Here is a 14,786-nt window from a genome sequence, read left to right as displayed (position 1 = left end):
CAGATGACCCGCGAGCTCACGCAGAGCTTCAAGACCGACCCGACGGCGCCGCGCGTGCCCGCCCCCGGGATTGCGCTGCCGTACACGCCGAGCGCGCCGCGCACCGCGCCGTCGTCGAACGCGACCGGGAGCGTGCCCTTCCCGGACGGCTTCCTCTGGGGCGCGGCCACCGCCGCCTACCAGGTCGAGGGCGCCGCCCACGAGGACGGCCGCGAGGACTCCGTGTGGGACGTGTTCGCGCACGTCCCGGGCGCCGTCCTCAACCAGGAGGACGGCGAGGTCGCCTGCGACCAGTACCACCGCTACCCCGCCGACGTCGCGCTCATGAAGGACCTCGGCATCAAGGCGTACCGGTTCTCGACGTCGTGGTCCCGGGTGATCCCCGGTGGGCGCGAGGTCAACCCGGCCGGCCTGGCCTACTACGACCGGCTCGTGGACGAGCTGCTGGGCGCGGGCATCCTGCCGTGGCTCACGCTCTACCACTGGGACCTGCCGCAGGCGATCGAGGCGGAGTCGAACGGCTGGGTCAACCGCGACACCGCCTACCGGTTCCGCGACTACGCCGTGACGATGCACGAGGCGATCGGCGACCGCGTCGACGTGTGGACCACGCTCAACGAGCCGTGGTGCGCCGCCTTCCTGGGCTACACGGGCGGCCAGCATGCGCCGGGCCGGCAGTCCCGCGAGGACGGCCTGGCCGCCGCGCACCACCTCATGCTGGCCCACGGCCTGGCCGTGCAGGCGCTGCGCGAGCGGGCGCCCGAGGCGAACCTCGGCATCACGCTCAACTTCGAGGTCGAGGACCCGCTGAACCCGGACGACCCGGCCGACGTCGACGCCGCGCGCCGGCTCGACGGCGGGTTCACCCGGATCTTCGCCGACCCGATCTTGCGCGGCGCGTACCCGCTGGACGTGCTGGAGGACGTGCGCGAGTACGGCCTGGAGCAGCACATCCAGGAGGGCGACCTCGAGATCATCTCGACGCCCATCGACTCGCTCGGCGTGAACTACTACCACGGCAACGCCGTGGCCGCGGTGCCGGCCGAGCACCCGCTGGACGGCGGCGCCCCGGTGACCCGGCCGTCGTCGTCCCCGTTCCCGGGCGGCGACGGCGCGTACACGCACCCGCGCGGGCTGCCCGTGACCACCCAGAACTGGGAGGTGCAGCCCGAGGGCCTCACCCGCCTCCTGCTGCGCCTGCAGCAGGACTACACGGGCCCGCGCGGCATCGCCCTCTACGTCACGGAGAACGGCAGCGCGTACGACGACGTCGTGGGCCCGGACGGGTTCGTGGACGACCAGGAGCGCCTCGACTTCGTCGACGTGCACCTGCGCGCCGTCAAGGACGCGATCGACGAGGGCGCGGACGTGCGCGGCTACTTCGGCTGGTCCCTGCTCGACAACTACGAGTGGGCATGGGGCTACGGAAAGCGCTTCGGCCTCGTCCGCGTGGACTTCGAGACGCAGGAACGTACGGTCAAGGCGTCCGGCCGCTGGTACGGTCAGGTCGCACGGGCCAATGCCGTTCCGGAGCGAAGTGTCGCACCCGTGCCGTACCCGACCGGCGACGACGGCGGAGACAAGGCGGTTCCGACGGCGTGACGACCTCAGGCCCACCCACCCTCGATGACGTGGCCCAGGCGGCCGGGGTGTCCCGGTCGACCGCGTCGCGCGCCATCAACGGCGGCCTGCGAGTCTCCCCCGAGGCGCAGGCGGCGGTCGACGACGCCGTCGCCCGCCTCGGGTACGCACCGAACCGAGCCGCCCGGTCCCTCGTGACCCGGCGCACCGACTCGATCGCCCTCGTGGTGCCCGAGCCGGACCAGCGCATCCTCACCGACCCGTTCCTCTCCGGCACCCTCGCGGGTGTCAGCGAGGGGCTGGCCGGGACGGACCTCCAGCTCGTGCTGCTGCTCGCCCGCCCGGGCGAGCAGCGCGGGCGGGTGGGCCGCTACCTGCGCAGCGGCCACGTCGACGGCGTCATCGTGGCGTCGCACCACAAGGGCGACCAGCTCGAGACGGAGCTCGGGCCGGCGGCGCTGCCGGCCGTCTTCGTGGGGCGGCTGTTCGAGCCCGACCCGTTCTTCTCGCGCGGCCTGCGCTACGTCGACGTCGACAACGTCGCGGGCGGGCGCATCGCCACCCAGCGGATGATCGACCGGGGCCGCCGGCGCATCGGCACCATCACGGGACCGCTCGACATGCCCGCCGGCGTGGACCGGATGACCGGCTGGCGGGACGCCCTGCGCGACGCCGGCCTGCCCGACGACGCGCTCGTCGAGGGCGACTTCACCGTCGCCGGCGCGCACGTCGCGGCCGCGCGGCTCCTGGACCAGCACCCCGACCTGGACGGCATCTTCGCGGCCTCGGACCTCATGGCGGAGGCCACGCTGCGCGTGCTCGCCGAGCGGGGTCGGTCCGTGCCGGGCGACGTCTCGGTGGTCGGGTTCGACGACCTCGGCATCGCCGAGACGACGTCACCCCGGCTGACGACCGTGCACAACCCGGTGGTGCAGATGGTCGGCGCCGCCACGAGCATGCTGGTCGACCTGGTCGCGGGCCGGCCGGTCCGCGACGAGCGCCGCGTCTTCGCCCCGCGCCTGGTCGAGGGCGACTCCGCCTGACCCCCTTCGTTGAGTGCTGGCTATTTGTTGCCGAAATGGCGTTTCGGCAACAAATAGCCAGCACTCAACGAGGTCCCGGGGGGGAGTCAGGCCGTGCGCTGGTGGCCGTAGCGGTGCATCGTGCGGCTGACCGCCTGCTCGCGGAGCATCGTGAGCAGCTCGCGGCGGCCGCTCGCCAGCACCGGGCCGTCCAGCACCGTCACCGAGCCCAGCCGGCTCGCCGCGGCGTCGCGCAGCCCCGGTGCCTCGCCCACCACGCGGATCCGGCCGGTCACCACCCCGTCGGCGACGGACTCGGCGAACGCCTCGTCCGTGACCTCCTGCCCGACGACGGTCGCGTCGACCCCCGCCCGTGCGGCCGCGGCCAGCACGCGCTGCACCTCGGCGTCCGGCGCGCCCGCCCCGACGCGCACCGTGATGCCGGGGACGGGCCGGTACCGGAACACGTTCGACTCGACGCCCAGCCCGGACGGGTCGTGCGCCTGCGAGAACTCGGTGAGCCAGACGCGGGCGTCGTCGGCCCGGGCCCAGGCGAGCCAGCCCGCCGGGTCCTCGGTGCGTGACGGCACGTCGGGCGCGTCGGCCCACCGGCCGAGCTGCGCCACGTAGTTGGGGCCGCCGGCCTTGGCGCCGGAGCCCACCACGGAGGCCTTCCAGCCGCCGAACGACTGGCGCTGCACGATCGCGCCCGTGATATGCCGGTTCACGTACGCGTTGCCGACCTCGACGCGGTCGAGCCAGTGCTCCACCTCGGCGTCGTCCAGCGAGTGGATGCCACCCGTGAGACCGAACGACACGGCGTTCTGGAGCGTGAGCGCCTCGTCCAGCGTGCGGGCGGTCATGATGCCCAGCACCGGCCCGAAGGCCTCGGTGAGGTGGAAGAACGAGCCGGGCCGCACGCCGTCGCGCACACCCGGGGTCCACAGGCGGCCCTTGCCGAGGCCGGCCTCCTGCGCCACCGCGTCCAGCCGACGCGGCCGCACGAGCCAGCTCTCGCCCTGCTCCAGCGTGGTCAGGGCGCGCAGCAGCTTGCCCTGCGCGGGCTCGGTGAGCGGGCCCATCACGGTGGCCAGGTCGGTCGCAGGACCGACGGCGAGCGACGACACGGCGTCGACGAGCTGGCGGCGGAACCGCTCCCCCGTCACCGTGCGCGGATCGCCCACTGAGCCGACGAGGATCACGAGCGACGCGGCGGAGCACTTCTGCCCCGCGTGCCCGAACGCCGAGCGCACCACGTCGGCGACGGCCAGGTCGAGGTCCGCCGACGGCGTCACGACGATCGCGTTCTTGCCGGAGGTCTCCGCGAGCACCGGGAGCTCGGGGCGCCAGGACGCGAACATCTCCGCGGTCTCGATCGCGCCCGTGAGGATCACGCGGGACACGCCGTCGTGCGTCACGAGGCGGCGGCCGAGGTCTCCGTCCGGCACGCGGACGAACTGTGCGACGTCGCGGGCGATCGCCGGGTCCAGCCCGATCTCGGGCGCCACCTCGTCGAGCGCCGCGTGCACGGCCTCGACGGCGATCTCCAGGCAGCGCGGCGTGGGCGGCGCCGGCTTGGCGATCACGGAGGAGCCGGACGCGAGGCCGGCGAGCACGCCGCCGATCGGGATGGCGACGGGGAAGTTCCAGGGCGGCGTGACCAGCGTGACGCCGTCCGGCGTGTACCGGGCGCCCGGCCAGGCCTCCGACGCCGGGTCGAGGGCCTCGGCCGCCTGCGCGTAGTAGGCGGCGAAGTCCACCGCCTCGCTGACCTCGGGGTCCGCCTCGGCGACGGTCTTGCCGGCCTCGTGCACCATGGCGGCGACCAGGTCGGTGCGCGCGGCCTCCAGGTGCTGTGCCGCGGAGCGGAGCACGCGGCCGCGGTCCGCCGGGGCCACCTTGGCCCAGGCCGCGCCCGCGCGGCGGGCGAGCGCCACGACGTCGTCCACCTGGGCGGACGTCGCCAGCGGCTCGGCGAGCGCCGGGACGTACCCCGAGCGCGGGCCGGTGACCTGGCGGGCCCAGGCGCGGTGCTCGGCGACCGCGGGGTCGGTGTCGGCGGCGTTGTGGAACGGCCCGGTCACCGGCTCCGGCGCGGGGCGCGGACGTCGGCGCGGGGCGACGTCGTCGGGCCCGTAGTGCACGCCGAGCTCGACGGAGGCGCGGAACGCGGCCTCCTGCCGGTCCATCGCGGACGTCGGCTCCGCGGCGGCCCCCTCGCTCTCCGGCGCGAACGCCGCGTGCAGGAAGTTCTGCTCCGTGGCGTTCTCCTCCAGGCGGCGCACCAGGTAGGAGATCGCGACGTCGAAGTCCTCGTCGCGCACGACCGGCGTGTAGAGCACCACGCGGCCGTTGTCCTTGGCGACCTCGTCGCGGACGGCGGCGGCCTCGGTGGGCGCCATGCCCTGGAGCATCTCGATGTCGAGCGCCTCGGAGACGCCGCGCGCCCGGCCGAGCAGGATCGCGAGCGCCACGTGGAACAGGTTGTGCGACGCCGCGCCGATGCGGACGGCGTGCGCGCGCTCGGGGCGCAGGGCGTGGTCGAGCATGCGCACGTAGTTGGCGTCGACGTCGGGCTTGGTGGGGTACGGCGCCTGCGCCCAGTCGTGCAGGGCGGCCTCGACGTGCTCCATCGCGAGGTTGGCGCCCTTGACGATGCGCACCTTGATGCGCGCGCCGCCGTCCGCGACGCGCTTCGCGGCGAACTCGGTGAGGCCGTCCAGCGCGCCGAGCGCGTCCGGGAGGTAGGCCTGGAGCACGATGCCTGCCTCCAGGTCGCGGAACTCGTCGCGGCCCAGGATGTCGGTGAAGACCGCGGTGGTCAGGGCCAGGTCGCGGTACTCCTCCATGTCGAGGTTGAGGAAGACGCCGTGGTCGCGCGCGGCGCGGTAGAGCGGCAGGAGCTGCTCGACGACACGGTCGCGGGAGCCGTCGAGGTCCCACGTGACGAGCTGCGCGGCGACGCTGGAGACCTTGATCGACACGTAGTCGACGTCCGGGCGCTCCACGAGCGCGACGGTGCGGGCCAGGCGGCCGGCGGCCTCGTCCTTGCCGAGCACGGCCTCGCCCAGGAGGTTCACGTTGAGGGTGTAGCCCTCGGCCCGGGTGCGGGCGAGGTGCGCGGTGAGGCCGTTGCCGGCGTCGGCCACGAGGTGGCCCACGAGCTGACGGAGGCGCGCACGGGCGGCGGGGACCACGATGCCCGGGAGCACCGGGGCGGTCAGCGCACCGACGCGGAACAGCGCGCGGTCGCTCGCGCTGAGGAACGTGGCGCTGCCGGCCTTCTTGCCGAGCCGGGCCAGGGCCTTGGCCGCGACGTGGACGTCCTGCGGGCGGGCGACGTCGTCGACGAAGCCGACGGCGAGCTCCAGGCCCGCGGGGTCGGAGACGAGCGCGCCGAGGGCGGCGGAGGCGCGGGCGACGGCCTTGTCGGTCTTCGAGCCGGTCGTGGTTCCGCCGGTGGTGCCAGCGGCGGCTCCCGTGGCGGTGCCGATCCAGGTCCGGGCGAGGGCTACGGCGTCCTCGACGAGGGTGTCGGCGGCGGGCTTCGCGGGCGGCTCGGTCGGAGCCTGCGGCGTCGCGCTGTCCGGTGCGCCTGCGCCCCCGGTCGGGACGTCGGCGGTGTCGGCGCTCCCGCGCCGGGCAGAGGTCTTCATGACACCAGGGTGCACCCGGTGCGGCTCGCGTGTATTGGCAGGATCACTCGCGATCCGCGCCGGTTTCGGCCAAGGGTTCGGCCGCGGGTCGGAGCGCCGGGCCGCGTACGATCGGGACCCGATGAGCAACCCGCCGAACGGCGCCGCTCGGCCCGAGGCGCGGGCCCTGCTGGCCGCACTGCACCCCGCCATGGTCGCCCTGATGGACGAGCTGTCCGGCGTCATGTTCTGCGCCAAGGACGCCGACGGCCGGTACGTGCTCGTCAACCAGGTCTTCGTGGGGCGCACGCGCGAGCGGTCGCGGCGCGACGTGATCGGCAAGCGCGCCGTCGACCTGTTCGTCCCCGAGCTGGCCGAGCGCTACGAGAGCCAGGACGAGCTGGTCCGCACCACCGACAAGCCGCTGCGGGGCGAGCTGGAGCTGATCCGGCACGTCGGCGGGGCGCCCGGCTGGTTCCTCACGTCCAAGCTGCCGCTGCACGACGAGTCCGGCGCCTACGTGGGCCTCGTCTCCGTCTCGCAGGACCTGCGCTCGGGCGACGCCGACGACGCGACGATCCAGGCCATGGCCCGCCTGCGCGGCCAGGTCGAGGATCTCCTGGAGCACGGCGAGGTACCGTCCGTGGCGGACCTCGCCGTGCTCGCCGGGTGCGCCCCCGCGTCCCTGGACCGCCGGGTGCGCCGGGTCTTCGGCCTCTCGCCGCGCCAGCTCGTGCTCCGGCTGCGCGTGGACCGCGCGGCCCACCTGCTGACGTCGACCACGGTGCCGCTCGCCGACGTCGCGACCGCCGCGGGCTTCTACGACCAGCCCTCGTTCACGCGCACGTTCGCGCGGCTGACGGGCGAGACGCCGTCGTCGTTCCGGAGGCGGTCGCGGCGGTTGGGCGCCTGAGCCGGAGGTGCAGCGCAGGGTGGGGGCCGAGGAACGAGGCACCCGCCCGGAGCGGAACCGCAGGCTCGGGCGACAGAAAAGCAGAGCCTCCTGGTGGGCGGCGAACGCCGACGAGCTGGGCGTGGTGATGTCAGGCCGCGAGTACCCGCTCGCCGGGCGGGTCGGCGCCGCCGCGGGCTGACGGCACCGGTGGAGCGACCGGCCACGCGACCGGCGTAACCTGTGACGCGTTCAAGGCCGCCCTCACGGACGCCCTTCTCCCCTGCGCTTGGCGGGTCACGGAACGCTGATTCCCAAGCAATGGCACCGACACCGGAAAATCATCGGCCAACACCCCACGGCCGAGCACATTCGCCCATCGAAGCGATACGGTGAGACCGAGGCGCAAACCCCGCGCCGCGCAACCCGCGCCCCCGCCCCCACGAAGCGGGAGACGCCGTTCTCCACGGAGGACCCACGTGACGACGACAACGACGTCCACCACTACCGCACCGCCCGCCTTCGCCCCGTCCGACGCACCCGCGGAGGGCTCCGCGCTCGCGACCGCGCACGCGCAGCTCGCCACCGCTGCCGAGATCCTCGGCTACGACGAGGGCCTGCACCGCATGCTGGCGACGCCGCGCCGCGAGATCCACGTCGCGGTGCCGCTGCGGCGGGACACGGGCGAGACCGTGCTGTTCCACGGCTTCCGCGTGCAGCACAACGTGAGCCTCGGCCCGGGCAAGGGCGGCCTGCGCTACCACCCCTCCGTCGACGTCGACGAGGTGCGGGCGCTGGCCATGTGGATGACCTGGAAGTGTGCGGTGGTCAACCTGCCGTACGGCGGCGCCAAGGGCGGCGTCGCCATCGACCCCCGCGGCTACTCGCAGGCCGAGCTGGAGCGGGTGACCCGGCGGTACACGTCGGAGATCATGCCCATGATCGGCCCCGACACCGACATCATGGCGCCCGACATGGGCACCGACGCCCAGACGATGGCCTGGGTGATGGACACCTACTCGGTCAACCGCGGGTACACGATCCCCGCGGTCGTCACGGGCAAGCCGCTGGCGGTCGGGGGGTCGCTGGGCCGCGGCACCGCGACGTCGGCCGGCATCGTGCACGTCACGGGTGCCGCGCTCGCGGAGGCCGGCGTCGACCTGGGCGACGTGTCCGTCGCCGTCCAGGGCTTCGGCAAGGTGGGCTCGCACGCCGCGGAGATCTTCGCGGCACGCGGCTCGCGCGTCGTCGCCGTCAGCGACCAGTACGGCGGCATCCGGAACGACGCCGGCCTCGACGTGCCCCTGCTCATGGAGCACGTGCGCCGCACCGGCTCGGTCGTCGGGTTCGACGCCGCCGACCCGGTCACCAACACCGAGCTGCTCGCGCTCCCCGTCGACGTGCTGGTCCCGGCCGCGATCGAGGGCGTGCTCGACGAGACCACCGCGGGTTCCGTCAAGGCGCGCTGGGTGGTCGAGGGCGCCAACGGCCCGACGACGGCGGCCGGCGACGCGATCCTCGCGAAGAACGGCGTCACCGTGGTCCCCGACGTCCTCGCGAACGCGGGCGGCGTGGTCGTCTCGTACTTCGAGTGGGTCCAGGCCAACCAGACCTACTGGTGGACCGAGCAGGAGATCGCCGACAAGCTCGAGTACCGCATGACCACGGCGTACGCCGAGGTGTCGGCGCTGGCCCGGCGCGAGGCGCTGTCCCTGCGCGACGCCGCCCTGGTGATCGGCGTCAAGCGCGTCGCCGAGGCGCACCAGATCCGGGGCCTCTACCCCTGATCCGGCCTCCGGCCCGTGCACGTGTCAGACCCCCAGGTCCCGCGGGTGACCTGGGGGTCTGACACGTACACCTACGCTTGCGGCGTGGATGAACTTGTCGCGCGCCTGCGCGCCGCCGGCTGTGTGTTCGCCGAGGACGAGGCCCGGATCCTGCTGGAGGCCGCGACGTCGGACGGCGCGACCGATCCCGTCCGGCTGGAGTCCCTCGTCGCGGCGCGGGTCGACGGGCTCCCCCTGGAGCACCTGGTGGGCTGGGCCGAGCTCGACGGCCGCCGCTGGGTCGTGGCGCCCGGGGTGTTCGTCCCGCGGCAGCGGTCCGAGCTGCTGATCCGGGAGGCGGCGGCGCGCGCCCTGTCGGATGCCGCCCACGCCGCTGTCGGTGTCGGCGGCGCCGACGCCGACGCCGTCGGTGCTGCCGACGCCGTCGGCGCCGTCGCGGCCGGTGTGGCGGCCGGCCCCGTCCTGGTGGTCGACCTGTGCTGCGGCTGCGGCGCGCTCGGCGGAGCCGTCGCGGCGCGGCTGCTGGCGGCGGGACACGACGTCGAGCTGCACGCCGCCGACGTCGACCCCGTCGCCGTGGCCTGCGCGCACGAGAACCTGGAGGCGCTGGCCGCCGAGGCCTTCGCCGCCCGCGCCGCGGGGACGGACCTGCCCGGACACGCCGGGGGGACGGGCCTGCCCGCGCGCGCCCGCAGGACGGGCCTGCCGCCGGACGACGTCGCGCCCGGGCTGCTCACCGCGTACACCTCCGCCGGCGACCTGGCCGACCCGTTCCCCGCCGAGCTGTGGGGCCGCGTCGACGTCCTCGTCGCGAACGCGCCCTACGTGCCCACGGAGGCGATCGGGATGATGCCGCCGGAGGCCCGCGAGCACGAGCCGCACACCGCGCTCGACGGCGGGGGCGACGGCCTGGCGATCCTGCGCCGCGTGATCGACCTCGCGCCGGCGCTGCTGCGCCCGGGCGGCCACCTGCTTGTCGAGACGGGCGAGGCCCAGGTGAGCGCCGCCGTCGGGCACCTGGAGGCGGCCGGGCTGCTCCCCACCGTCCTGTCGGACGACGACCTGGGCGCCACGGCCCTGGCCGGAACCCGCCCGCTCGCCTGAGGCCGCGGCCAAGATGCCCTTAGAGGCCCGGGTTTCTTCGCTTTCGACCGGTCGAAAGCGAAGAAACCCGGGCCTCAAAGGTGAGGTGAGTGACTCCCGGAGCCGCGGGCCGGCCGGAGCCGGGCCGGAGGCTCCGCCGCGTCAGCTCAGGGGCTGGCGGTCCGCCCAGTCGGCCAGCAGGGTGCGCGGGCCCGTGAAGAACGGGACCTCCTCGCGCACGTGCCGGCGGGCCTCGGTGGCGCGCAGGTCGCGCATGAGGTCGACGATGCGGTGCAGCTCGTCGGCCTCGAACGCGAGGATCCACTCGTAGTCGCCCAGGGCGAACGCCGAGACGGTGTTGGCCCGGACGTCCTTGTAGGGGGCCGCCGCCATGCCGTGGTCGCGCAGCATGGTGCGGCGCTCCTCGTCGGGCAGCAGGTACCAGTCGTAGGACCGGACGAACGGGTACACGGACAGGTAGTCGCGCGGCGCCTCGCCGGCGAGGAACGCGGGCACGTGCCCGCGGTTGAACTCGGCCGGACGGTGCAGGGCGGCGACCGACCACACCGGCTCCAGGGAGCGGCCGAGCTCGGACGCGCGCAGGCGCTGGTAGGCGCCCTGCACGGCCTCGATCGTCGGGCCGTGGGTCCAGAGCATGAGGTCGGCGTCCGAGCGCAGGCCGCCCACGTCGTACCAGCCGCGGACCACGAGGTCGCCGGAGGTGGCGGCCGGGTCGACGGCGCCGCCGACGGCGGCCTCGGCGTCGGCCACGACGGCCTTGCGCTCGTTCTCGTCCGCCGGGAGCGTCTCCGTCAGCGAGAAGACCGAGAACATCGTGTAGCGGATGCCCTCGTTGATCGCGGTCGTGTCGATCTCGTGCCCGGTGTCCCCGTGCACGTGCGTGTCGTTCATGTCTGCCTCTCTGTCATGGGCGGTCGCGGCGCCGGGCGGGCCTCAGGAGTTCACGTCCTGGCTGCACAGCGCCGGGATGCCGCTCGGCTCGCCGTCCCGTCGCAGGCAGCAGCCCGGCGCGCAGACCGAGCGGAAGGGCGGGAGCGACCCCACGGTCGCCTCGGTGACCGGCTCGTCGCGAGCCAGTGCGGCGCGCTCCAGCAGCAGGTCCACCAGCCCGCTCACGAACGGCTGCCGCACGCCGACGGTACCGGCTCGCACGGCGGTGATGCCGAGGTCCTTCGCCGTGGCGAGCGCCTCGGTGTCGAGGTCGTAGGCGACCTCCATGTGGTCGGAGATGAAGCCGATCGGGGACAGGACCACGTCGCGGACGCCGTCGGCGGCGAGCGACTCCAGGTGGTCGTTGACGTCCGGCTCCAGCCACGGCTGGCTGGGCGGGCCGGAGCGCGAGCAGTAGGCGAGGTCCCACGGGACCTCGTGCCCGAGGCGCTCGGCCACCTGCGCCGCCACGACGGCGGCCAGGTCCAGGTGCTGCGCGGAGTACGTGGCGTGCGAGACCCGCGACGCCGCCTCCATGGTGTCCGGGATGGAGTGCGTGACGAAGACCAGCCGCGCGGCCGCCGGCGACCCGCCGTCGGCTGCGAGCGCGGCGTACGCCTCGACGACGGCCTCGGCGTTGGCCTGCGCGAAGCCCGGGTGGTTGAAGTACGAGCGGATCTTGTCGAACTGCACACCCGTGGACCCGTCGGGGCCGAGCTGCCCGCGCTTGTCCAGCGTGACGGCGAGGTCCTCACGGTACTGGCGGCAGCCGGAGTACGAGGAGAAGGCGCTGGTGACGAGCGCGACGGCGCGCATGGCGCCCAGCTCCTCCAGCTCGTCGACCGCGTCGTTCGTGTACGGGGCCCAGTTGCGGTTGCCCCACACGACCGGAAGGTCGAGGCCGCGGGCGGCGAGCTCGGCCTCGAGCGCCGCCTTCAGCGCGAGGTTCTGCTCGTTGATGGGGCTCTTGCCGCCGAACCCGTAGTAGTGCTCGCCCACCTCCTCGAGCCGCTCGTCCGGGATGCCCTTGCCCGCGGTGACGTTGCGGAGGAAGGGCACCACGTCCTCGGGCTGGTTCGGGCCACCGAAGGAGTAGAGCAGGAGGGCGTCATACGGCGCGGCGTCGTGCGCCGCAGGCTGGGGGGAAATCGCGGGCATGGGCACATCCTTCCACCGTCGGGCGCGCGGGACCGACCGGAGAGGCGCGAACGGGACGTGACATCGAACCGACGCCCTGTCAGAACCAGCCGCTCAGGCACGGGCGTGCGCGTTGCCCTCCCGCAGCCGTTCGCGCAGGCCCGGGAGGGTGTCCAGCAGGGCGGGCGGCACGGGGCTCCGCGTCACCATGGACAGCGTGACACGCCCGCGGAACGGCGCCGGCACGGTGCGGTCGCCGGGCGCGGCGTACCAGCGGGCCACCATGTCGGGCACGACGGCGGCGCACCGCCGCTCCCGGGCCGTCCGGACGGCGGCCTCCGCCGTCGCCCCCGGCCGCGCGTGCGCGCCCAGCTCCGTGAGCCGCCGGTGCAGGACGTCGCCCGTCAGGTCGAGCGGGCAGTACACGACGGTCTGCCCCTCGTACGGACGCCGGCCCGGTGCCGGCGCGGGGGCGCCGGCGGGCAGCAGCGTGACCAGGTCGTGCCGCCCCACCTCGGTGACCACCAGGCCGCGCGCGATCGGGACCTGCTTGGCGATGCCCGTGAACGCGGCGTCGAGGGTGCCCCGCTCGACCCACTCCAGCAGCCGCGGGCCGTGGTCCACCTCCGGCTGCACCACGACGTCGTCGAGCAGCACGTCGAGCGCCGCGAACAGCGTTCCCGCGATGCTCGGGAAGGCGCCGACCGAGACGGTGCGCGACTGCGCCGCCGCCAGGGCGCGCTCGACGATGGTGCCCAGGTGGTCCAGGACGTGGGCGGCCTGGTCGCAGAACTCCCGCCCCGCCGCCGTCGGCCGGGCGCCGGTGGTGTCGCGGTCGAACAGGCTCGTCCCCACGCGCCGCTCCAGCGCGGCCAGCCGCTGGCTCGCCGACGGCTGGCTCACCAGCAGCTCGCGGGCCGCGGCGCCGAGCGACCCGTGCCGCGCGACGGCGTCGACCAGCCGCAGGTCCTCGACCGTGGGGTATGTGGTCATAGGGACAGCCTATGGTCCGCCATGTCCGGCAGCCGTCTACCGGGACTGCCGCGGCGGCCGCAGGATGGCGGCGTGCGCCACCCACACCTCGTCACGCTGACCGCCACCACGTTCATCACCTGGACCGGCCAGCGCATCACCGCCGTCGCGCTGCCGCTGGTCGCGCTCGACCAGACCGGCGACGCCTGGACCACCGGCCTGGTCGGCGGGTTCGCCGGCCTGCCGCTGCTCACCTCCGGGTGGTGGGGGCGGCGCCTGCGCGCGCACCTGGTGTCGGGACGCGCGCTCGCGCTGCTGCTCGCGGTCCAGGTGCTCGGGCTCGCGCTGGTGCCGGTCGCCGCGGCGACCGTGGGCGTCGGCGCGGTGGTGCTGTGCGCGACAGGCCTGGTCACGGGCGCGACGTCGGCCCTGCTGTCGCCGGCGCAGCGGGCGCTGACCGCGGACCTGGCCGAGCTGCCCGGCAACGCGCCCGGTGTCGGCGCGAAGGCGCTGGCCTGGCAGGACCTGGCGCACCGGGTATCCATGATCTTCGCGCCCGCGCTCGGGGCGTGGCTGCTGGTCGCCTGGGGAGCCGAGCCGCTGCTGTGGTGGGAGGCGGCCGCCGTGGCGCTGGCCGCCGTCGCGATGCTCACCGTCCCGGCGGCGCACCCGGGCACGGCGGCGGGCTCCGGCACGGCGGCGGGCTCGGGCACGGCGGCGCACCAGGGCACGGCGGGCGCGGCCCCGGCCTCCGGGGGCGCCGCTCCCGACGCAGCTCTCGGCGCCGCTCCCGAGCCCGAGCCCGCCCCTTCCCTGCGTACCGTGCTGCGCGGCAACCCGGAGCTGGCCGTCGGCCTGGCCCTGGCGGGCGTCGGCGGTGTCACCTGGTTCGCGTTCGCGCTGGGCCTGGCCCTGCTCGGCGTCGAGCTGGACCGGCCGGGCGAGCTCATCGCGGCCGGGATGGCGGGGTACGGCGTCGCGACCGTGGGTGTCTCGTTCGTGGTGCCGCTCGTGGTGCACCGGGTGCCGCGCATCCCGGCGATCGTGGCGTCGTGGGTGGTGTTCGGCCTGGCGTACCTGGCGCTGCCCGCGGCCGCGCCGAACCTGCTCGCCGTCGGCGTGGTGTCGGCGCTGGGTGGTCTGGCCATGCCGTTCGGCATCGCCGCGCTCAACGCGCTCATCGTGGACAGCACGACGGGCGCCGCGCGCCGCACGGCGTTCACCGCGGAGACCGTGCTGCACGCCGGCGGCGCCTCGGCCGGGCTGCTCGCGGGCGGGGCGCTGATCGGCGCGTTCGGGGCCGGGCCGGTCCTGGTCGTGACCGGCGCGTTCCAGGTGCTCGCCTCGGTCGCGGCCGTGCTCTGGCTGCGCGCCCGCCGGTCGCCGGCCCGCACGCCCGCACCGGCGCAGGCGAGCGACCTGCTGACCTGAGGCCGGCGGCGTCGACGGCCCACCCATGGGGTCGGCGGCTGGGCCACAGGATCGGCAACTGGGCCACAGGATCGGCAACTGACGCAGGGGCGGCAGCTTGGCCGCAGGTCGGCAGCTTGGCCGCAGGGTCGGCAGCTTGGCCGCAGGCGCAGCAACTGAGCCGCAGGGTCAACGACTTGGCCGCAGGGGCCGCAGGATCGGCCGCAGGGTCGGCCGCAGGGTCGGCAGCTTGGCCGCAGGCGCAGCAACTGAGCCGCAGGGTCAACGACTTGGCCGCAGGGTCGGCAGCTTGGCC

Annotated in this window: 10 protein-coding genes; 6 read left to right on the top strand and 4 right to left on the bottom strand. The window is 74.8% G+C overall.

The window, feature by feature from the left end:
- The first annotated feature begins 3 nt into the window (after positions 1-3).
- Entirely contained in the window at positions 4-1,602 is a 1,599-nt protein-coding gene (locus ACH45N_RS23740; protein WP_397398632.1) for a GH1 family beta-glucosidase, read from the top strand.
- Positions 1,603-1,631: 29 nt separating this feature from the next.
- Positions 1,632-2,624, top strand: coding sequence for a LacI family DNA-binding transcriptional regulator (locus ACH45N_RS23735; protein ID WP_397398420.1), 993 nt, complete (start codon positions 1,632-1,634; stop codon positions 2,622-2,624).
- 86 nt (positions 2,625-2,710) lie between these two features.
- Here ACH45N_RS23735 and ACH45N_RS23730 read toward each other — a convergent pair whose 3' ends face one another.
- A complete protein-coding gene (locus ACH45N_RS23730; RefSeq protein WP_397398419.1) occupies positions 2,711-6,259 on the bottom strand; it encodes a bifunctional proline dehydrogenase/L-glutamate gamma-semialdehyde dehydrogenase in 3,549 nt (1,182 codons plus the stop codon).
- Positions 6,260-6,380: 121 nt separating this feature from the next.
- On the opposite strand from ACH45N_RS23730, the gene ACH45N_RS23725 reads away from it, so the two are divergent.
- The 3 genes from ACH45N_RS23725 (at position 6,381) to ACH45N_RS23715 (ending at position 10,021) form a co-directional block, all read left to right on the top strand.
- On the top strand, positions 6,381-7,151 hold the full coding sequence (locus tag ACH45N_RS23725) for an AraC family transcriptional regulator (protein WP_397398418.1): 771 nt from the start codon (positions 6,381-6,383) through the stop codon (positions 7,149-7,151).
- Between the two features lie 458 nt (positions 7,152-7,609).
- Positions 7,610-8,917 carry a Glu/Leu/Phe/Val dehydrogenase gene (locus ACH45N_RS23720; protein WP_397398417.1) on the top strand — a complete coding sequence of 436 codons (1,308 nt, stop codon included), beginning with the start codon at positions 7,610-7,612 and terminating at the stop codon, positions 8,915-8,917.
- Between the two features lie 84 nt (positions 8,918-9,001).
- Complete coding sequence (locus ACH45N_RS23715) at positions 9,002-10,021, top strand: putative protein N(5)-glutamine methyltransferase (RefSeq protein WP_397398416.1); 1,020 nt, start codon at positions 9,002-9,004, stop codon at positions 10,019-10,021.
- A 141-nt stretch (positions 10,022-10,162) separates the two neighbouring features.
- On the opposite strand, the gene hemQ is transcribed toward ACH45N_RS23715, so the two are convergent.
- The 3 genes from hemQ to ACH45N_RS23700 all read right to left on the bottom strand — a co-directional run bounded on the left by hemQ (position 10,163) and on the right by ACH45N_RS23700 (position 13,081).
- Complete coding sequence (gene hemQ, locus ACH45N_RS23710) at positions 10,163-10,912, bottom strand: hydrogen peroxide-dependent heme synthase (protein WP_397398415.1); 750 nt, start codon at positions 10,910-10,912, stop codon at positions 10,163-10,165.
- Between the two features lie 42 nt (positions 10,913-10,954).
- Positions 10,955-12,109, bottom strand: a complete 1,155-nt coding sequence (locus ACH45N_RS23705; RefSeq protein ID WP_397398414.1) for a ferrochelatase — start codon at positions 12,107-12,109, stop codon at positions 10,955-10,957.
- Positions 12,110-12,202: 93 nt separating this feature from the next.
- A complete protein-coding gene (locus ACH45N_RS23700; RefSeq protein WP_397398413.1) occupies positions 12,203-13,081 on the bottom strand; it encodes a LysR family transcriptional regulator in 879 nt (292 codons plus the stop codon).
- Between the two features lie 72 nt (positions 13,082-13,153).
- Here ACH45N_RS23700 and ACH45N_RS23695 point away from each other — a divergent pair, with 72 nt between their 5' ends.
- Complete coding sequence (locus ACH45N_RS23695) at positions 13,154-14,491, top strand: MFS transporter (RefSeq protein ID WP_397398412.1); 1,338 nt, start codon at positions 13,154-13,156, stop codon at positions 14,489-14,491.
- The last annotated feature ends 295 nt before the right edge of the window (positions 14,492-14,786 follow it).

The sequence above is a fragment of the Promicromonospora sp. NPDC019610 genome (assembly GCF_044389365.1).
Taxonomy (GTDB): domain Bacteria; phylum Actinomycetota; class Actinomycetes; order Actinomycetales; family Cellulomonadaceae; genus Promicromonospora.
The sequence above is the reverse complement of the archived record's forward strand: the minus strand, read 5'-3'. Positions and strand labels throughout refer to the sequence as shown.